The 18583-nt window shown below is 74.6% G+C and carries 16 protein-coding genes; 10 read left to right on the plus strand and 6 right to left on the minus strand.

The features are described 5' to 3' along the window. Positions 1 to 71: 71 nt before the first annotated feature. Positions 72 to 2285, minus strand: coding sequence for an MMPL family transporter (locus tag ACFXPX_RS39615; RefSeq protein WP_380529093.1), 2214 nt, complete (start codon positions 2283 to 2285; stop codon positions 72 to 74). A 260-nt stretch (positions 2286 to 2545) separates the two neighbouring features. Between ACFXPX_RS39615 and ACFXPX_RS39620 the strand changes: the two genes are divergently transcribed. Both ACFXPX_RS39620 and ACFXPX_RS39625 read left to right on the plus strand, forming a co-directional pair. Next, positions 2546 to 3766 carry a sensor histidine kinase gene (locus tag ACFXPX_RS39620; protein WP_380644784.1) on the plus strand — a complete coding sequence of 407 codons (1221 nt, stop codon included), beginning with the start codon at positions 2546 to 2548 and terminating at the stop codon, positions 3764 to 3766. Continuing rightward, on the plus strand, positions 3763 to 4470 hold the full coding sequence (locus ACFXPX_RS39625; RefSeq protein ID WP_380529089.1) for a response regulator: 708 nt from the start codon (positions 3763 to 3765) through the stop codon (positions 4468 to 4470). The genes ACFXPX_RS39620 and ACFXPX_RS39625 overlap by 4 nt, the downstream gene beginning before the upstream one ends. Here ACFXPX_RS39625 and ACFXPX_RS39630 read toward each other — a convergent pair. From ACFXPX_RS39630 to ACFXPX_RS39640, 3 genes are all read right to left on the minus strand, one after another. Next, positions 4467 to 5432: an alpha/beta fold hydrolase gene (locus ACFXPX_RS39630; protein ID WP_380644785.1), complete on the minus strand. Its 966-nt coding sequence runs from the start codon at positions 5430 to 5432 to the stop codon at positions 4467 to 4469. The genes ACFXPX_RS39625 and ACFXPX_RS39630 overlap by 4 nt on opposite strands. A gap of 161 nt (positions 5433 to 5593) precedes the next feature. Next, entirely contained in the window at positions 5594 to 9082 is a 3489-nt protein-coding gene (locus ACFXPX_RS39635; protein ID WP_375896014.1) for a S8 family serine peptidase, read from the minus strand. 447 nt (positions 9083 to 9529) lie between these two features. Then, positions 9530 to 10375, minus strand: a complete 846-nt coding sequence (locus ACFXPX_RS39640; protein WP_380594143.1) for a siderophore-interacting protein — start codon at positions 10373 to 10375, stop codon at positions 9530 to 9532. Positions 10376 to 10477: 102 nt separating this feature from the next. Here ACFXPX_RS39640 and ACFXPX_RS39645 point away from each other — a divergent pair, with 102 nt between their 5' ends. Beyond that, complete coding sequence (locus ACFXPX_RS39645) at positions 10478 to 11236, plus strand: TetR/AcrR family transcriptional regulator (RefSeq protein ID WP_380644786.1); 759 nt, start codon at positions 10478 to 10480, stop codon at positions 11234 to 11236. 26 nt (positions 11237 to 11262) lie between these two features. Here ACFXPX_RS39645 and ACFXPX_RS39650 read toward each other — a convergent pair whose 3' ends face one another. Then, positions 11263 to 11460, minus strand: coding sequence for a hypothetical protein (locus ACFXPX_RS39650; RefSeq protein WP_360230485.1), 198 nt, complete (start codon positions 11458 to 11460; stop codon positions 11263 to 11265). 170 nt (positions 11461 to 11630) lie between these two features. Between ACFXPX_RS39650 and ACFXPX_RS39655 the strand changes: the two genes are divergently transcribed. From ACFXPX_RS39655 to ACFXPX_RS39670, 4 genes are read left to right on the plus strand one after another with little or no spacing between them, the layout of a single operon-like run. Continuing rightward, entirely contained in the window at positions 11631 to 13094 is a 1464-nt protein-coding gene (locus tag ACFXPX_RS39655) for a D-alanyl-D-alanine carboxypeptidase family protein (RefSeq protein WP_380644787.1), read from the plus strand. Positions 13095 to 13108: 14 nt separating this feature from the next. After that, a complete protein-coding gene (locus ACFXPX_RS39660) occupies positions 13109 to 13894 on the plus strand; it encodes a DUF4239 domain-containing protein (RefSeq protein ID WP_380644788.1) in 786 nt (261 codons plus the stop codon). A gap of 36 nt (positions 13895 to 13930) precedes the next feature. After that, positions 13931 to 14362, plus strand: coding sequence for a PPOX class F420-dependent oxidoreductase (locus tag ACFXPX_RS39665; RefSeq protein WP_380644789.1), 432 nt, complete (start codon positions 13931 to 13933; stop codon positions 14360 to 14362). Beyond that, complete coding sequence (locus tag ACFXPX_RS39670) at positions 14362 to 14763, plus strand: NTP pyrophosphohydrolase (protein WP_380644790.1); 402 nt, start codon at positions 14362 to 14364, stop codon at positions 14761 to 14763. The genes ACFXPX_RS39665 and ACFXPX_RS39670 overlap by 1 nt, the downstream gene beginning before the upstream one ends. Positions 14764 to 14802: 39 nt before the next feature. Here ACFXPX_RS39670 and ACFXPX_RS39675 read toward each other — a convergent pair whose 3' ends face one another. Then, positions 14803 to 15270, minus strand: coding sequence for a hypothetical protein (locus ACFXPX_RS39675; RefSeq protein ID WP_380644791.1), 468 nt, complete (start codon positions 15268 to 15270; stop codon positions 14803 to 14805). 238 nt (positions 15271 to 15508) lie between these two features. Here ACFXPX_RS39675 and ACFXPX_RS39680 point away from each other — a divergent pair, with 238 nt between their 5' ends. Genes ACFXPX_RS39680 through ACFXPX_RS39690 form a run of 3 tightly spaced genes read left to right on the plus strand, consistent with a single transcriptional unit; the run spans position 15509 to position 18494 of the window. After that, positions 15509 to 15658, plus strand: a complete 150-nt coding sequence (locus ACFXPX_RS39680; protein WP_375896037.1) for a hypothetical protein — start codon at positions 15509 to 15511, stop codon at positions 15656 to 15658. A 59-nt stretch (positions 15659 to 15717) separates the two neighbouring features. Continuing rightward, complete coding sequence (locus tag ACFXPX_RS39685; RefSeq protein ID WP_380644792.1) at positions 15718 to 17994, plus strand: heavy metal translocating P-type ATPase; 2277 nt, start codon at positions 15718 to 15720, stop codon at positions 17992 to 17994. After that, positions 17991 to 18494: a copper chaperone PCu(A)C gene (locus ACFXPX_RS39690; protein WP_380529072.1), complete on the plus strand. Its 504-nt coding sequence runs from the start codon at positions 17991 to 17993 to the stop codon at positions 18492 to 18494. The genes ACFXPX_RS39685 and ACFXPX_RS39690 overlap by 4 nt, the downstream gene beginning before the upstream one ends. Positions 18495 to 18583: the final 89 nt, after the last annotated feature.

An 18583-nucleotide genomic window follows, 5' to 3' on the forward strand; every position in this document is an offset into this window, starting at 1 on the left:
GGGGAGCAGCGGCGGGCCGGCGGCCTCGGGTGGTCTGCGGGCACTCAGGCAGTCAGTGGGCGCCCCGGCTGTCAGCGCGCGCCGAGCTGGTCCGGGGCCGGGCGCGGCGCCGCGACGGGCGGCCGGGCGTCGGTGCCGGGCGCGGCGGCCGGGGCCGGTCGCAGCGGCCACCAGAGGGCGCGGCCGAGCAGGGCGGCCAGGGCCGGAACGGTGACCAGTGAGAGCACCAGCGCGGAGAGCAGGATCCCCAGGGTCAGCGAGAACGCGACCTGCTCGCTGCCCGGGGTGGTGGCCAGCGTCGCGAAGGAGCCGGCCAGCACCAGGCCGGCGGTGGCGACGGCCGGGGCGGTGTGCCGGACGGCGCGGGCCACGGCGGAGCGGGCCGACCCGGGCCGGTGCATCTCCTCGCGGATCCGGTCGGTGATCAGGATGTTGTAGTCGGTGCCGAGCGCGACCACGAACAGGAACAGCACCAGCGGGAGCGTGAAGGAGACACCGGGCCGGTCCAGCCCGTGCTGGAACAGCAGGGTGGCCGCGCCGAGGGTGGCGGCGAACCCGAGGCCGACGGAGAGCATCAGCGCGACCGGGGCGAGCAGGCTGCGCAGGAGCAGCAGCAGGATCAGGGCGATCAGGGCGGCCGCGACCGGGAAGACCACGGTGAGGTCGCGGTCGACGGCGGTGGCAATGTCGGCGAAGATCGCCGCGGTGCCGCCGACGTGGCCGACCGTCCCGGCCGGGGTGTGGGCGGCGACCGCGGCGCGGACCGGGCCGGAGGCGAGGTCCCGGGCACGCTGGCTCTGCGGGTCGGCGTTCAGGTAGAGGTCGATCCGGGCGGCCCGGTGGTTGTCGGCGAGGACGGGCCGGCCGACCTGGCCCACCCCTTCGACGCCCTTGAGCTCGCGGGCCAGGCCGTCGAAGCGGGCCGCGTCGACGGTGCCGCCGTCCCGGGCGACCAGGTAGACGGTCGTCGGGTCGGAGACGCCGGCGGGCATGGCCCGGGCGATCTCGGCGGCGGTGGCGGCGGCGGCCGTGGTGGTGGAGTCGCCCTGGCTGTAGTCCATCTTGAGTCCGGCGGTGCCGGCGGCCAGCGTGCCCAGCAGGGCGACGGAGGCGAGCAGCAGCGCCAGCGGCCGGCGGGCGACGAGCTCACCGAAGCGGGCGGCGACGCCCGGGCGCGGCTCCCGGCGCAGGGCGCGGGAGGGCCAGAAGATCCCGCGGCCGCAGGCGGCGAGCAGGGCGGGCATCAGGGTGAGGCTGCCCAGCAGCATGACCAGCACGGCGACGGCGACGGCCGGGCCGAGCGAGCGGAACTGGCCGAAGCTCGCCACGGCCAGGGTGGCGAAGGCGGCGACGATGGTCAGCGCGGCGGAGGTGATCGCGGTGCCGACCTTGCCGGACACCTCGGCGGCGGCCTCCCGGGCGTTCTGCTCGGGCCGGGCGCGCAACTGCTCGCGGAACCGGAAGAGCAGGAACAGCAGGTAGTCCACGCCGATGCCGAGCAGCACCACCCCGATCAGGCTGGGGGTAGAGCTGTCCAGCTTGAGACCGGTGAGGGCGGCCGCGCCGGCCACGGCGCCGCCGGCCGCGCCGCTGACCATGGCGACCGCGAGCAGCGGCAGCAGGGCGGCGAGCACGCTGCGGAAGACCAGCACGTTGAGCAGCACGATCAGTGCGGTGAGCAGGGCGCTGCCGAGCACCATGGCGCCCCGGTTGGCCTCGGTGGTGTCGGACACCTGGGCGAGTCCGCCGGTGAACCCGGTGCGCATGCCGATCCCGTCGAACTGGGCCCGGGCCTGGTCCCGGAAGGTGCGGTAGACGCCCTGGACGCCCTCGTCCGCGGCGTTGCCGGTCAGTTCGACGCTGAGCAGTTCGAAGGTGCGGTCCGGTGCGACCGTGGCGGGAGCGACCCGGGGCGTCTGGGAGCGGTCGGGGACCAGCGCGGCCGGCTCGTCCGGCTTCCGGGGCATGGTGACCTTGCGTTCCCCCAGCTTGGCGGCGCCGGCCTCGATCTTGTGCTGGTCGTCGGCGGTGAGCGCCTTCCCGTCGGTGCGGGCGACCAGCACGGTGACGGTGGTGGCGTCCGGCTTGATGCCGAAGTCCTGCTCGGCGATCCGCAGTGCGGCCGCCGAGTCGTAGCTGCGCGGCAGGAACTCCCCGCTCTGCGACTGGGTCACCCGGGACATCAGCATCGGGCTGAGCACGGCCAGCCCCATGCCCAGCACCGCCCACACGGCGATGACCTTCCAGGCGTGTCGGGTGGAGAATCCGGTCAGTGCGCGGATCACTGTTCCTCCGGTCGGTGGACGCGAACGTCGGCCTCTGGACCGGGGGTTCCCGGCCTGTTCCAAGACCATCAGCCGCGGGGGTGCCGGGGCGTCCTGGCAGCGGAGGATTCCGCCGGGGGCCCGCGCTCCCCCGCCGGGGGCCGGGACCGGGACCGTGGTCCTGGTCCGGGCCCCTGCTCCTCCGCCCGGGGGAGCACGCCCGGCCCGGCCCGCCAATGCCAGAATGGGGGCGTCAGCGCTGGTCAGCCGGGAGGAATCAGATGGACGGGCGTCAGCGCCCCGGGGTGGACGCGGGTACCGACGGGCCGCTGGAGGACTGGACGGACCGCCTGCCGTGGACCCGTACCGACGCCATGGTGGCCATCGGCGCCGGCGCCCTGGACCTGATCGGCTACGTCCTGCTCGGCCCGGCGACCGGCGCCCTCAGCATGTCCGTGCCGGGCTTCGCCGTGGTCGTCCTCGCCGGCCTGCCGCTGCTGGCCCGGCGCAGCCGCCCGGTGCCGGCGCTGGCCGCCGTCCTGGTGCTCCAGGCGGCGGCCGACCTGCTCTCCCCGAGGGGCCCGCACTTCGGCGCGGTGCTGGTCGTCGCGCTGTACTCGGTCGCGGTGAGCCGGGGCGTCCCGGTGACCGCGGCCGCCGTGGGCGTGACGGCGGTGACCACCACGCTGAGCCAGCTGCGCTTCGAATCCCCGCTCTGGCCGCAGCTCATCGCCGACCCCGTAGCCGCCGTCATGGTGGCCGGGGCCGGTCTGGCGGTGGCCCGCTGGCAGCGCGAGGTGGCCGCCAACCGCCGGCTGCTGGCGGACCGCGCGGTGGCCGACGAACGCCGCAGGATCGCGAGGGAGTTGCACGACATCGTGGCCCACCACATCACCACCATGCAGCTGATGGCCGGCGGTGCCCGCGCCAATCTCGGGGACCAGGAGGTGGTCCGGGACGCCCTGGTCGTCCTGGAGTCCTCGGGCCGGCTGGCGCTGCGCGAGATGCGCCAGCTGCTGAACGTGCTGCGGACCGGGGACGAACCGGATGCCGCCCCGCCGCTGCCCCAGCCCGGGGTGGAGGACCTGGAGCGGCTGGTGGACGAGTCCCGGGTGGCCGGGCTGCCGACCGAGTTCACCGTCGACGGGCCCCCGCGCCCGCTGCCGCCGACGGTCGGCCTGACCGTCTTCCGGATCGTGCAGGAGGGCCTCACCAACGCCCGCAAGTACGCCGGGCCCGCCCGGGCCACCGTCCGCCTCGCCTACCACCCGGACCGGGTCACCGTCGAGGTGCGGGACGACGGCGGCGGCGCGCCCCCGGCGGAGCCCACCGGCCGGGCCGGGTACGGCCTGCTCGGCATGCGCGAGCGGGTCGCCCTGCACGGCGGCACCCTGGCGACCGGCCCGCAGCCGGGCGGCGGCTTCGCCGTGGCCGCCGAACTCCCGCTGAGCGACGCCGAATCGGCCGAGGCCGCGGTCCAGACCGGGCAGGTGCTCCGATGACCGGGCGGATCCGGGTGCTGCTGGTGGACGACCAGCCGCTGGTGCGCCGCGGCCTGTCGCTGATCCTCTCCCCCGACCCGTCCCTGACCGTGGTCGGCGAGGCCGGGGACGGCGAGCAGGCCGTCGCCGCCGCCCTCCGGCTGCTCCCCGACGTCGTGGTGATGGACATCCGGATGCCCGTCCTGGACGGCGTCGGCGCGACCGAGCGGCTGGCCCGGGAGCTGCCCGGCTGCCGGGTCCTGGCGCTGAGCACCTTCGACATGGACGAGTACGTGGTGGCCGCGCTGCGCGCCGGCGCCCACGGCTTCCTGCCCAAGGACGTCTCCCCGGAGGAGCTGGGCTCGGCGATCCGGACGGTGCACGCCGGGGAGGCGGTGGTCGCCCCGCGGCTGCTCACCCGGCTGATCTCCACCTACGTCCGGGCGCCCGCCGCGCCCGCCCCGGCATCGCCGGCCGCCGTGCGGTGCGGCGAGCTCACGCCCCGGGAGGTCGACGTGTGGCGGCTGATCGCCACCGGGCTCGACAACGCCGCGATCGCGCTGGCCCTGGAGATCAGCCAGTCCACCGTGAAGAACTACATCACCAGCATCTTCGGCAAGCTCGACGTCCGGGACCGCGCCCAGGCGGTGATCGCCGCGTACGAGTCCGGCCTGGTCACCGCCCGCACGGGGCAGGGCGACCAGGCCGGCCGGAACTCCGGCTAGTCCAGGCTCTTGAGGAAGTCCAGCAGCGCCTCGGTGACCTCGGCCGGGCGCTCCTGCTGGGTCCAGTGGCCGGTGTCTGGCAGCCGGACGTGCCGGTGCAGCCGCGGGGTCAGCTCCGTCAGCAGGTAGTCCAGCACACCGGGCGGGATCATCGCGTTCACCAGGTCCTGCTCGCCGGCCACGTACAGCGCGGGCACCTCGATCCGCAGGCCGGTGAAGGCAGCCATCAGCTCGTTGTTGCGGTCGATGTTGCGGTACCAGTTGAGCCCGCCGGTGAAGGCCCGCTCACCGTGCCGGGCGTAGTCGGCGGCGAACACATCGAGGTCCGCGTCGGTGAGCCAGCCGGGCAGCCGGTCCGGCTCCGGGATGGTGTCCAGCAGGGTCCTGCCCTCGGGGACGACCCACGGCCGCGGCTCGCCACCGGGCTGGAGGCCGCACAGCACGCGGCGCAGGCTGGACCTGATGTCGGCGGCCAGCTCGGCGTCGGCCCGGCCGGGCTGCTGGAAGTAGATCTGGTAGAAGCCCTCGCCGAACCTCTCCCGGGCCGCCTGCAGCGTGCCGGGGCCGGCCGGCAGCGGCGGGACGCTCAGGCCGGCGACCCCGCGCACCAGGTCCGGCCGGAGGGCGGCGGTGCCCCAGGCGACCGGCGCGCCCCAGTCGTGGCCGACCACCACGGCCTTTCCCCCGCCGAGTTCGCGGATCAGCGCGGTGACGTCGCCGATCAGGTGCAGTACGGAGTACGCGTCCACGGACGCCGGCTGCGCGCTGCGGGCGTAGCCGCGCTGGTCGGGGGCGACCACCCGGTACCCGGCCGCGGCGAGCGGCGCGAACTGGTGGCGCCAGGAGTACCAGCTCTCCGGGAAGCCGTGCAGCAGCAGGACCAGCGGCCCCTCCCCCTGTTCGGCGAGGTGCAGCCGGACACCGTTCACCTCGATCTCGCTGTGCTTGATCGCCTCGTTCAACTCCCGCTCCCGTTCCGCTCCGTAGGACCCCGAGGGCTCTCCTCCCGGGCTCAACAAGCGGACGGCCCCGGCTTGTTCCGGCACCGGGACAAGCAGCCGAGGCCGCCCCGGAACTCCGGGACGGCCTCGGCCTCAGGCTGGTGCGCTGAACTGGTTGAGCGTCAGTTCACCGTGTAGCTGTAGGGGATCGCCGCGAGCACCGCACCGGTGGTGCCGAGGCTGTTGTTGGCGGTCGGCACGAAGGTCGGGCCGGACACCAGGTAGAGCAGACCCTTGACCGTGCTGCCCTTGGGGCCGGTCGGGGTGACGGTCACCTGCAGCGAGCCGGTGGCGCCGGGGGCGACGGTCACCGGGGCGGCGGCCGTGGCCGTGGCGTTCACCGCGGCGGCGTACGGGTCACCGGTGCTGGAGGTCAGCGCCGGGTCGAACGCCAGGGTGTGCGCGGTGGCGGTGATGGTGGAGGTGCCCTTCGGCGCGCCGGCGGTGCCGAACGGGCCGATCTGCTGGACGAAGGTGCTCCAGGCACCGGGGACGATCGGCTGCTCGGCGCTGCCCTTGGAGGTGGCGACCGAGATGGCGGAGCCGTCCTGGGCCTTCTTGAGGTCACCGAAGAGGTCCGGCGAGGCGGTGGTGGCGCTCAGCTCGATCTGCGCCGGCGTCGAGGACGCCGCCACGGCCTTGAGCTGGTCGGTGCTCGGCGGCACCAGGAAGCTCGGCACCGAGGAGGTCAGGCTCAGCGGCAGGTTGACGCTGGCCGAGGCACCCTGCGGGACGAGCGGCAGGTCGACGCGCTTGTCGAGGCGGCCGTCGGCCGCGATCGACTGGGTGGCGACCGTGTTGTTGGTGTAGTTGACGTTGACGGTGACCGGCTTGCCGGCCGCCAGCTTCGTCTTCGGGTCGTTCGGCAGACCGGCCGCGGTGGCCTGGTTCTGGTTGAACGCGATGCTGCCGGCGAAGTCCTGGGCGAGCTCCTGGCCGCTGACCGGGCCGAGCACGTTCAGGACGAAGCGCCAGTGGCCCTCGGCCGGGTTGATCGTGGTGGCCGAGACGCCGTTGGCGGCGCCGGTCAGGTTGCCCTGGGCGTCGAACAGCGTGTTGCCCTCGATGTCGACCGGGGTGCCGTTCGGGCTGATCAGGGCGCCCTGCATGAACAGGTTCGCGTCCTTGCCGACGGTGACGCCGACCCGCAGGTCCTTCTGGCCCTTCGGGACGTCGAAGCCGTAGGCGAACATCTGCGTCGGCGAGGAGCCGCGGCCGTTGCCACCGGTGATGGTGCCGGTGAAGCTGCCCTTGCCGTCCTTGACCGGGACGAGGCTGCGCAGCACGACCGGGACGCTGGTGGTGTTGCCGTTCGAGCTGGAGACGAGGACCGCCTCGCTGCTGTCACCGCTGGTCGCCGGGGTGGTCAGCTGGACCTTGAGGGTCTTGGTCTGACCGGGCTGCAGCTCGGTGGTGTTCGGGCTCACCGCGCCGGCCGGGACCGCGCGCTGGGTGGAGGTGCCGAACTGGACGTCGCCGGTGTAGCCGGCCTTGCCCGCCGGGGTGTACATGATGGCGGTCCACTCGCCGGCCACCGGGTGCGGGACGTCGACCAGGCCGAAGTTGGCCGGGGTGGCGCCGCCCTGCGGACGGGTGTTGGTCTCGAAGCGGCCCGACGGGTCGAGCAGCGTCATGCGGACCACGGGGCCGTTGGTGACCGGGTTCGGGCCGCCGTGCCAGGCGATCGACGCCGCGAGGCGGTCGGCACCGGCCGGAACGGTGAACTTGACCTGCTTCTGCACCCAGTCGGCACCGTTGGTGGCGTACTTGAAGGTGTCGGTCGAGGCCGAGTCCAGCTTGACGACCTGCTGGTTGGTGGCCTGCGGCGCGAAGCTGCGGGTGGTGGCGCTCACCGACTGCGGCTCGTCACTGGTGTTGGTGACGGAGACGTCGGCGGTGTGGGTCGAACCGGGGGCGCCCTGGATGCTCACCTGGCCGGTGTTGACCACGACGGTGCGGGCACCGTCGGTGCCGTCGCCGTCGTCGTAGCCGCGGGCGGCCTCGACGGCGGCCCGGACGTTGAGCAGACCGGCGCCCTGCTCCTCGGCGGGGACGCCGAGGTCGGTGGCGGTGCCGGTGATGAACTTCTTCACCAGCGCCGGGGACGGCGAGTCGCCGCCGTGGGTGTCGCGGTAGGCCTGGATGACCAGGGCCGCGGCACCGGTGACGAACGGGGCGGCCTGGCTGGTGCCGCCGAAGGGCTGGATGTTCGAGCCCTTGCCGTTGAAGTTGGTGCAGTCCGCGTACTTGGTGGTGTCGGCGGTGCACAGCGCCCAGTCCGACTCGCCCGGGGCGACCAGGTCGAGGGTGCGGCCGGCCATGGTGAAGCCGCCCGAGGAGAGCGCGGAGATCCGGCTGTTGTTCCAGGTCTTGTTGGAGAACTTGGAAGCCGCGTAGCCGGTCTGCTGGTAGTTCTGGTTGTCCGTCGACGCGCCGACCGAGATCACGTACGGGTCGGTGGCCGGGGTGCCGATGGTGCCGCTGATACCGGCGTCACCGGTGGAGACCGCGACGGTGACACCGGCCTTGACGGCCTGCTCGTTGAAGAGCGCGATGGTGTCGTGGGCGCCGCTGTCCGGGGTGACGTTGCCGCCGAAGGACTCGTTCAGCACGTCCACGTGGGCGACCCGCACCGCGTAGTCGATGGACTGCAGGATCGACGAGTTGGACATCATCTCGCCGCCGGCCTTGAGGGCGACCAGGTCGGCGTCCGGGGCGAGGCCGCGGATGTTGATGTTGCAGCCGGCCGGCAGCGGGTGCGAGGCGTTGACGAACTGCGAGACGTCGTAGGTCTGACGGCCCTGGGCGATGACCGCCGAGGCGTCGCCGAAGGCCTCGGCGCCACCGCTCGGCGCGTCCCAGCCCTCACCCGAGAAGTCCTGGTGGTCGACCACGGCGTGCGAGCCGTCGGCCCGGATGAAGTCCGGGTTGTTCGGGTCGAGCGCGTCGGCGATGTAGGCGACCTTGACGCCCTTGCCGGTGGCCAGGTTCTCCACGCCGGGGTTGCCGTTGCCGCTGTAGGCACGGACCGAGTAGAGGCCCTCGGGCTCCAGCAGCGGCTTGGTCGGGTCGGAGGGGCAGACCGTGTTGGTCGCGTTCTCCTGGGAACCCTGGCCGTTGCTGCCCGAAACGGCCTTCGACGCGTCGCCGGACTTGCCGGAGGCCGTGGCCGCGGTGTCCGCCTTCTTGGCGGTGGTCGAGGCGACGGGGGCCACCTGGACCTGGGTGTCGGCGACCACGGCGGCGACCGCCGGGTCGGACTGGAGCGCCGCGCGCTCGGCCGGGCTGACCGTGGCGGAGAAGGCGTTGCCGACCACGAAGCTCTTGACGTTGGTGCCGCCGTTGGCCTTGACCTTGTCCAGCAGCGGCTTCTGCGCGCTGGCGGTCTTCTGCTCACGTGCGCCGAGGTGACCGTGGTCGGCCGGGGCGTCCGCTATCTGGTCCTTCAGGATCACGATCACCGGTGCCGGCGACCCGTCCGAGGACGCCGCCTGGGCGTTCTGCGGATCCTGGGTCGGGGCCGCGCTCGCGATGGTCCCGAGGCTCAGGACCATGGACGCGGCGGTGACGGTGACGGCGGCTGCTAGCTGGGTCTTGCGCCAGCCGATCAATGGACATCCTTTCGTCTGATGAGACGTCAGGTTGCACGATCCAGCCTACGAATCCTGGTCGGACGCGCGGTGCTCCGGACCGCGCGTCCCGACAGCGGTCGCATTCCAGCGCATCCGGCACGACCACGACAAGGGGTTAAAACCCCATCAGAAAGTAAAAATGACCATCAGAAAGTAAAATACACAGTATAAATCCGGCCGCTGCTGCCCCTTTTTCACCGATCAGAGCCGGTCAGGGACGGTCAAAACAGGCTTCCGCGGCGGCAAAAACGTCAGTGGCGAACTCTGGACACTGGCGGAACATCGCCACTCCGGCCCACCCGCTGCCTCTTTGTCGACACCGCGACTCTTCTTCCCCGTCGACGGCCCTCGAAACAACGCTCGGCACCCAGAACGCTCGGCACGCAGAACGCTCGGCACGCAGAACGAACGGGGCGGCCGAGGAGTTCACCCCAGGCGCTCCCGGGCGTCCGCGAGGTCCTCGGCCGTCGGCGCGTCGTCCTGGGTCAGCCGGTGGCGCCAGTAGCCGGTGAAGTCGATGTCCGACTTCGGCACCCCGTGCTCCTCCACCAGGCAGCGGCGCAGCGCCCGCACCGCGCCCGCCTCCCCGGCCAGCCAGGCGAAAGGCCGCCCGCCCGGCAGCGCGCCGCCCCGGAACGCCGCGGTCAGCAGGGCGCCCGGGGCCGCGCCGTCGCGGTGCAGCCAGCGCACCTCCAGTTCGGCCCGGGTCGCCAGCCGCTGACGCTCCGCCCGGTCCGCGACCTCGATCCAGGCGTACGCCCGCACCCCCTCCGGCAGGGCCTCCAGCAGCGTCGCCACGGCCGGCAGGGCGGTCTCGTCGCCGGCCAGCAGCACCCAGTCGGCCGCCGCCGCGACCTGGGCGAACGGGACCGGCGGGGCGTACAGCGCGGAGGGCCCGACCATGCCGAGCCGGTCCCCCGGCGCGGCCCGCAGCGCCCAGGCCGCGGCCACGCCGGAGTCGCCGTGCAGGACGAAGTCGACCTCGATCCGCCGGGTGCCGGGGTGCCTGCGGCGCAGGGTGAAGCTACGCATGACCGGGCGGTCGGCCTCGGGGATCGCCAGATAGGCCTGGTACCAGCCCATCGGGTCGTCCTGCCCCGCCGGCAGCTCCGGCTCGCGCTGCCCCGGGCGCGGGAAGCAGAGCTTGAGCTGCTGGTCGGGCGTGCCGCCCACGGTGTCGTCCAGGGCCTCCGCCTCGAAGACGACCCGGGCGGTGCGCGGCGTGATCCGGTCGACCGCTACGACCTCGATGAAGGTGACGGGCAGAGTCATCGGTAACCCCTCGCTGTGCGGACCGCTGTGCGGAATCCTGATAACTTACGGCATAAAGAGTTGCTGGCGCCAGGATACTTTACGCCATAAGGAGATGTCGGGATGACCGTCTACGCCGGGCAGGGAGACGCCCACCGCTCACTCGCCCTGCTGTGGGGGCACCCCGGGGAACCGCGCACCGGGCGCAGCGGCCCGAAACCGGGGCTGAGTGTGGACGCGATCGTGTCCGCCGGAATCGCGGTGGCCGACGCCGAGGGAATGGCCGCCCTGTCGATGCGCGCCGTGGGCGAACGGCTCGGCCGCACCGCGATGGCGCTCTACACCTACGTGCCCGGCAAGGCCGAACTGCTCGACCTGATGCACGACCGGGTGCTCGCCGAGCTCCCCACCGGAACACCGGAGTTCGACGACTGGCGGGCCGACGTCACCGCCTGGGCCGAGGAGTTGTACGCCTGCTACCTGCGCCACCCCTGGGTGCTCCAGGTCTCGCAGGCCCGCCCCGTCCTCGGCCCGGCCGAACTCGCCGCCATGGAACACCTGTTGGCTGCGCTGCGACCCGCCGGCCTGCCCCCCGGGCGGCTGCGCGGGGCGGTCGCCGCGCTCTGGCAGTTCGTCCGCGGCACGGCCGCCGCCACCGCCGACGCCCGCGGCGCGGCGGCCGCCACCGGCGTCACGGACGAGGAGTGGTGGAGCACCCGCTCCGCCCGGCTCGCCGAACTGGCGCCGGACTTCCCGCAGCGCTTCCCGCTGCTGACCGCCCTCCAGAGCACCGGCGGCAGCCCGGAGGACACCGGTGCGGACGCCTTCCGCACCGGCCTGGCCGTCCTGCTCGACGGGGTGGCCGCGGGCGTCGGCGCCTGAGCCGAGGGGCCGGGAGGGGAGGCCCGCTACCCCCGCCGGGCGGCGGGGATCGCCAGCAGGGCGCCGAGCACCAGCAGCACGGCGTACCCGGCGGTCTCGTGGCCGTCCGGCACCAGGAAGCGGACGAAGCCGAACAGCCGGAAGCCCCCGAGGTGGTCGGCCAGCAGGCCGGTGCCACCGCCCAGGATCAGGACGAAACCGAGGTAACCGAGCAGGGTCTTCATGCTCCCGAGCCTAGGAATCCGCCGGCCCGCGCCCAACCGACTTTCGGCGCGACCGGCGTTGACCAAAGTCGCGTCCCGCCCTCCCTCCGGACGGAGCAGCCGACACGGCGGTCCGACGGCGGCGCCGGTACGTTCGCCGTGTGCAGCCAAAGCGTGTGCAGTCAGAGCGTGTGCAGTCAGAGCGTGAGCAGCGGGAACCGCAGCGGGGACCGCAGCCGAAACCACCGTCCGTCGCCAGGGTCGCGGCCGTCTCCGCCGCCTCCGCCCTGGTGCTCGCCGCCGGCGCCCCGGCGGCCCTCGCCCAGGACGCCGCCTCCGTCGTCGGCGGCGAGCGGCTCGGCCGCCCGGCCGTCCAGGTCGCGCCGCTGGCCGGGGCCCCCGCCCTGCCGGCCGAACTGACCGGCCGCTCCTGGCTGATCGCCGACGCCGGCACCGGCGAGGTGCTCGCCGCGCGCGACGCCCACCTGCCGATGCCCCCGGCCAGCACCCTCAAGATGCTGTTCGCGGACACCGTGCTGCCCAAGCTCGACCGCTCCACGGAGCACCAGGTCACCCCCGCCGAACTCGCCGACCTCGGCGTCGGCAGCAGCCTGGTCGGCGTCAAGGAGAACCTGCCGTACCGGGTGGAGGACCTCTGGCGGGGCGTCTTCCTCAGCTCCGGCAACGACGCCGTGCACGTCCTGGCCCACATGAACGGCGGCGTCCAGCAGACCGTCCGGGAGATGCAGGCCCGCGCCCAGTCCCTCCAGGCCCGGGACACCAAGGTGGTCTCCCCCGACGGCTACGACATGGACGGCCAGGTCTCCTCCGCGTACGACCTCACCCTGTTCGCCCGCGCCGGGCTGCGCAACGCCGACTTCCGGTCCTACTGCGCCACCCGCACCGCCCGCTTCCCCGGCGGACTCGACAAGACCACCGGCCAGCGCACCGCCTTCGACATCGCCAACACCGACCGGCTGCTCGGCAAGTACCCCGGCCTGATCGGCGTCAAGAACGGCTACACCACCAACGCGGGCGCCACCTTCACCGGAGCCGCCGAACGCGGCGGCCGCACCCTGCTGGTGACCGTGATGCACCCCGAGGCGCAGAGCAAGGTCTACGACGAGGCCGCCGTCCTGCTGGACTGGGGCTTCGCCGCGGCGGGCAAGGTCCAGCCGGTCGGGCAACTCGTCGAGGACCTCGCCGCGCCGAAGGGCTCCACCAAGGACGGCGCCCCGGGCGCGCCCGCCACCCCGGCCGACGGCGCCCCGCAGGCCGCCGCCGACAGCGAGGCCGACCTGCCGCCCTGGTCCCGCACCCCCGTCCTCGGCGGCGACGACTCCGTCCTCGCGCCCGCCCTCTGGACCGGCGCCGCCGTCGCCACCGGTCTCGCCGTCTGGGGCACCGCCCGCGGCTCCGCCCGCCGCCGCGCCGGCCTCGCCGCCGCCCGCACGGCCCCCGCCGCGGGCGCCGCACCCACCGGCCCCCGGCCCACCGGCCCCGCGTCGGCCGGCGGCAGCACGGGCCTCGGCACCGGCTTCGGCACCGGCGCCTCCCGGATCTGTGCCACCGGCGTCGGCGGCCGCGTGGCCCGCCGTCTCACCCGACGCGCCCGCGCCCTCCTCCGCGGCACCCGCCCCCGCCGGGACGGCTGACCCGGAGGTCGGTCGTGGAGCTGTGGCTGCTGAACCACCTGTCCACCGCCTGGCTCGGCGTGCTGGTGGTCGGCGGGTCCGTCCTGCTGGCCCTGGCCTGGAGCGTCCTGGTCAGCCGCTGGTCCCCGACCCTCGCCCGGGGCGGGAACAACGACATGGTCGGCGTGGTGCTCGGCATCTTCGGCGCGATCTACGGCCTCATCCTGGCCTTCGTCATCGTCAACCTGTGGACCGAGCTGCAGGACACCCAGAAGGTGGTCTCCGCCGAAGCCACCGCGGTCTCCCAGATCGCCCGGGACGCCGCCGCCTTCCCGCCCGGGCCCCGGGCGGCCGTCACCGCCTCGGTCGGCGACTACGTGCACGTCGTGGTGGAGCGGCAGTGGCCGCTGATGAGGTCCGGCCGCGGCGAGTTCACGGCCACCGGCACGGAGGTCGACGCGATGTACCGGGCGCTGCTCGCGTTCGAGCCGCAGTCGCCGTCCGAGCAGGCCTTCTACGCGAAGGCGCTCGACAGCCTCAACGACGTGGCCGGCCGGCGCCGGGACCGGATCAACGCGAGCGGCTCCGAACTGCCCGTCCTGCTCCAGGTCCTGATCGTCGGCGGAGCGGTGGCGATCGTCCTGCTGTCCCTGCTGTACGGCGTCCGCGCCCGGCGGGCACGGCTGCTGTTCGTCGGCTCGGTGGCCGCGCTGATCGGATTCAGCCTGCTGCTCGTCCTGGTGCTGGACCGGCCGTTCGCCGGGGAGCTCTGCATCTCGCCGGAGCCGTTCAGACAGAGCGCCCTCGCCCGCTTCTGGTGACCGGCCACAGCGCTCCCACCTCGTAGACTCTCGGCCATGACCATGCCCGACCCCACCGCCGCGGCCCGGCTCGCCCGGATCGTCAGCCTCTCCTCCGGCAGCTACCTGCTCGTCACCACCTACAAGAAGGACGGCACCCCGGTGCCGACCCCGGTGTGGGTGGTCCGGGACGGGGAGGCGCTCGGCGTCTGGACCGTCGCGGACTCCTGGAAGGTCAAGCGGATCCGCAACCGGTCCGACGTCCTGGTCGGGCCCTGCGACGTCAAGGGCCGCCCGACCGGCGACCAGTACCCGGCCACCGCCGAACTCCTCGCCCCCGAGCGCACCGCCGCCTACCGCACCCTGCTGCGCCAGAAGTACGGGCTGCTCGGCGTGCTCACCCTGCTCGGCAGCCGGCTGCGGCGCGGTGAGCGCGGCACCGTCGGCATCCGGATCACCCTGACGGATCAGGCGGACCGGACGGACTGATGGAACATGACGAGGCCGCGCCGCCGCCCCTGCTGGTGGTGGACGGCGCGAACGTGGTCGGCTCGGTCCCCGACGGCTGGTGGCGCGACCGGCACGGCGCCGCCGAACGCCTCCGGGACGCCCTGGTCGCCGTGGCCGCCCGGGGCGTGCCGGAGCACCCCGGCCCGCTGGAGGTGGTGCTGGTGGTCGAGGGCGCGGCCCGGGGCGTCACCGGGCTGCCGGAGGTCCGGGTGGTGTCGGCGGCGGGCAGCGGCGACGACCGGATCGTGGAACTGGTCCGCGAGGCCCGCACCGGGGATCCGGCGCGGGCCTGCCTGGTGGTCACCGCCGACCGCGAACTACGGGCCCGGGTCGGCGCGTTGGGCGCCGCCGTGACGGGCCCGCGGAGCGTCCGGCGCTGAGCCCCCGGCCGGGTCCGACCACGGTCGGTCCGTCGGCGGTCAGTCGGTCGGCGGAGCGGGGCGGACCTGGAGGGCGTTGATGCCCCAGTGGATCGACGGGTCCGAGGGGCGGACGGTGAACTGGAAGTCCCGGCCCGGCCGGGCGGGGATCTCCACCGAGCCGACGCCGACCGCGTCCGCCGGGCACTGCACCGTGAAGTCGGCCGGGGCCTGCCCGCCGACGTGGACCTGTGCCGAACCGCCGCCCCGGCAGCCGACGACGACCGTGATCGGCAGCGACTCCGTCACCGAGGCCGTCACGGCGCCGCCGTTGCCGATCCAGTCCGGGATCGAGAACATGGTGTCCTCGTCCGGGGTCGGCGGCAGGATCCGCCCCGTCCCCGGCCCGCCGATCGGGGTGTCCGGCCCGTCGGTCGGCCGCGCCGACGCCGTTCCGGCGAACGCCAGCGCCACCCCCAGGACCCCGGCCGCCACGCCCAGTGCGCGGGCCCGCTTCGTCGTCTCCATCGCCATCCCCCCGGATGCTCGTCGTACCTGCGCCGGTCTTCGGCACACGAATGATCGTACGACGCCGGTACGACAGCGGTACGACACCCGGTACGACGGCGGCGGGCGGACCGGGCCGGGCGGACCGTGACGAGCGCCACCCGCCCGGCCCGGAAGGTTCGGGAACCGACCGCTCCGGCCGTCCGACTGGTGGGAGGTGAAGCCGAAATCGCCGGGTGTCCGGCCGTCGAGTGTGCTGGTGGGGTTCGCCCTGCTGCTGGTGGTGGTGTTCGTGGTCTCGTACGCGGTGGGGCGGCAGGCGGGGCCGGTGGCCCCGGGGCTGACGCCGAGCCGGGGCGGCGGTTCCTCGCCCGGCATGGGCGGGCACGACATGGGCGGGATGCGGTGAGCCCGGTCGCGGGGGCGGACACCGGGGAGCTGGTGTCCACCGATCTGGCGGTCGGCGGGATGACCTGCGCGGCCTGCGTGGGCCGGGTGAAGAAGCGGCTGGGCCGGATCGACGGGGTGACGGCCGGGGTGAACCTGGCGACCGGCCGGGCCCGGGTGCTGCACCCGGCCGGGGTGTCCGTGGACGAGCTGGTCGCGGCCGTCGAACGGGCCGGGTACACGGCCGAGTTGGCGGCCTCCGGGGTGCTCGGCGGACTGCCGGAGGAGGAGCCGGACGAGCGCCGGCGACTGCTGGTCACCACCCTGCTGGCCGTCCCCGTGCTGGCCCTGTCGATGGTGCCCGCGCTCCAGTTCGACGCCTGGCAGTGGGTCTGCTTCGCCCTGGCCGTGCCGGTGGTGACCTGGGGGTCGGCCGGCTTCCACCGGCGCGCCCTGCAAGGGTTGCGGCACGCCGCCGCGACCATGGACACCCTGGTCAGCCTGGGCGTGGTGGCCTCCTTCGCCTGGTCCGCCTACGCGCTGTTCCTGGGCGGGGCAGGCGAGTTGGGCATGCGGATGCCGTTCTCGCTGACCGCCGACGGTGGCGGCGCGGCGCACGTGTACCTGGAGGCGGCGGTCGGGGTGCCGCTGTTCGTGCTGGCCGGGCGGCTGCTGGAGGGCCGGGTGCGCCGCCGCAGCGGCTCCGCGCTGCGGGCGCTGGCCGAGCTGGGCGCCAAGCAGGTCTGCGTCCGGGCGCAGGACGGCGAGGAACGCCTGATCCCCGTCGAACTGCTGCTCCCCGGGCAGGAGTTCGTGGTGCGGCCGGGCGAGCGGGTGGCCACCGACGGAGTGGTCGTGGAGGGCGGTTCGGCCCTCGACCTGAGCCTGCTGACTGGGGAGAGCGTGCCGGTGGAGGTCGGCCCCGGGGACGCCGTGGCCGGGGCGACGGTGAACGTCGGCGGTGCGCTGGTGGTACGCGCCACCGCCGTCGGCGCGGACACCCAACTGGCCCGGATCACCGCCCTGGTGGCCGAGGCCCAAGCCGGCAAGGCCCGGGCGCAGCGGCTGGCGGACGCGGTGGCCGGGGTCTTCGTGCCCTGCGTGCTGGCGGTCGCGGTGTGCGTCCTGGGCTTCTGGCTGGGCGCGGGCGCCGCCCCGCAGGCGGCCGTCACGGCGGCGGTCGCCGTCCTGGTGGTGGCCTGCCCGTGCGCACTGGGCCTGGCCACCCCGACGGCGCTGCTGGCGGCGACCGGGCGCGGCGCCGAACTGGGCGTGCTGGTACGCGGCCCCGAGGTGCTGGAGAGCCTGCGCCGGGTGGACACCGTGGTGGTGGACAAGACCGGCACGCTGACCACCGGCCGGATGGAACTGGCGGCGGTGACGGTCGCCGAGGGGTGCACCGAGGCGGAGGTGCTGCGGCTGGCGGGCGCGGTCGAGCACCGCTCGGAGCACCCGATCGGACGGGCCGTCGCGGCCGCCGCCCGGGAGCGCTGCGGGACACTCCCCCCGGTGGACGGCTTCGCCGCCGCCACCGGCCTCGGGGTGTCCGGCACCGTCGAGGGCCGTCCGGTCCGGGCCGTCCGGCCGGACGGCGACGCGCTGCCCCCGGAGCTCGCCGCGGCGGTCACCGCGGCCGGGACGGCGGGCCGCACCGCCGTCCTGGTGGAGCTGGACGGACGGGCCGCGGCCGTACTGGCGGTCGGTGACACGCTGCGCTCCGGCAGTTGGCGGGCCCTCCACCGGCTGCGCGGGATGGGCCTGGAGACCGTGCTGCTGACCGGGGACGGCCCGGGCGCGGCCCGGGCGGTGGCCGCCGAGCTGGGCATCGAGCGGGTGCACGACTCGGCCTCGCCCGAGCGCAAGGCCGAGGTGGTGGCCGAACTGCGGGCCGCCGGACGGACGGTGGCAGTGGTCGGCGACGGCGTCAACGACGCGGTCGCCCTCGCCTCGGCCGACCTCGGCGTGGCGCTGGCCTCCGGCAGCGACGCCGCGATCGGCGCGGCCGGGCTGACCCTGGTGCGCGGTGACATCGAGGCGGTGGTGGACGCCGTGCGGCTGGCCCGGCAGACCCTCGCCACGATCCGGGCCAATCTGCTCTGGGCCTTCGGCTACAACCTGGTGCTGATCCCGCTGGCGGCCGTCGGGCTGCTGAACCCGATGCTGGCGGCGGTGGCGATGTCGCTCAGTTCGCTGCTGGTGGTGGGCAACAGCCTGCGGCTGCGCACCTGGGAACCGGGGCGCGGACGGTCGTCCGGGGGTCGTACGACCAGCGGACGGTCGACGGAGGGTCGTACGACCAGCGGCCGGCCGACGGGGGGCCGTACGACCAGCGGCCGGGCGAAGGGTGGCCTGCGGTGAGGACACGGATATCCGGGCCGCTCGACCGGCTCGCCGTGGTCGGCCCGCCGGTCGGCGCCGCGGCACTCGCGCTGGCCCTGCTCACCGGCTGGACGGCGGTCGGCGGAGCCGGCGTCGGCCCCCGCCCGGTGGAGGCCGGCCCCGGCTGGGTGCTGCTGCCCACGGCCGGCGCGGCCACCGCCACCGCGGCCTTCTTCACGATCCGCAACCCGGGCGACGTACCCGACGAACTGACCGGCGCCGACTGGGAGTTCGGTGGACCGATCACCCTCAAGCGGCACCTCCACCAGGGCGCGGCGGGCCGCTGGGAGCCCGTCCCCGGCCTGCCCGTCCCCGGTCGGGGCGAACTGGCCATGACGCCCGAGGACGCCGACCTGATGATCCCCGCCCCGCCCGCGCTGCGGCCCGGCCAGCGGGTGGCCTTCACCCTCACCTTCCGGCACAGCCCGCCGCTGCACCTGACCGCCGAGGTCCGCACGGCGGCCGACCGGCCGCGCTGAGCCCGAACGGGCCGGCCCGGTGGGGGCGGCGGGCGGGGGCCCCGCCCCCCCGCGGGGCGGGGTCGCCGCCGTGCGCGGGCCCCCCCCCC

The organism is Kitasatospora sp. NPDC059146, assembly GCF_042786665.1.
Lineage (GTDB): Bacteria > Actinomycetota > Actinomycetes > Streptomycetales > Streptomycetaceae > Kitasatospora.

Bases quoted from the DNA above. Each gene is read 5' to 3' on its own strand.
- ACFXPX_RS39620 (WP_380644784.1), top strand. From the start codon at position 2,546: ATGGACGGGCGTCAGCGCCCCGGGGTGGACGCGGGTACCGACGGGCCG.
- ACFXPX_RS39625 (WP_380529089.1), top strand. From the start codon at position 3,763: ATGACCGGGCGGATCCGGGTGCTGCTGGTGGACGACCAGCCGCTGGTG.
- ACFXPX_RS39640 (WP_380594143.1), bottom strand. From the start codon at position 10,375: ATGACTCTGCCCGTCACCTTCATCGAGGTCGTAGCGGTCGACCGGATC.
- ACFXPX_RS39645 (WP_380644786.1), top strand. From the start codon at position 10,478: ATGACCGTCTACGCCGGGCAGGGAGACGCCCACCGCTCACTCGCCCTG.
- ACFXPX_RS39650 (WP_360230485.1), bottom strand. From the start codon at position 11,460: ATGAAGACCCTGCTCGGTTACCTCGGTTTCGTCCTGATCCTGGGCGGT.
- ACFXPX_RS39665 (WP_380644789.1), top strand. From the start codon at position 13,931: ATGACCATGCCCGACCCCACCGCCGCGGCCCGGCTCGCCCGGATCGTC.
- ACFXPX_RS39670 (WP_380644790.1), top strand. From the start codon at position 14,362: ATGGAACATGACGAGGCCGCGCCGCCGCCCCTGCTGGTGGTGGACGGC.
- ACFXPX_RS39675 (WP_380644791.1), bottom strand. From the start codon at position 15,270: ATGGAGACGACGAAGCGGGCCCGCGCACTGGGCGTGGCGGCCGGGGTC.
- ACFXPX_RS39685 (WP_380644792.1), top strand. From the start codon at position 15,718: ATGACCTGCGCGGCCTGCGTGGGCCGGGTGAAGAAGCGGCTGGGCCGG.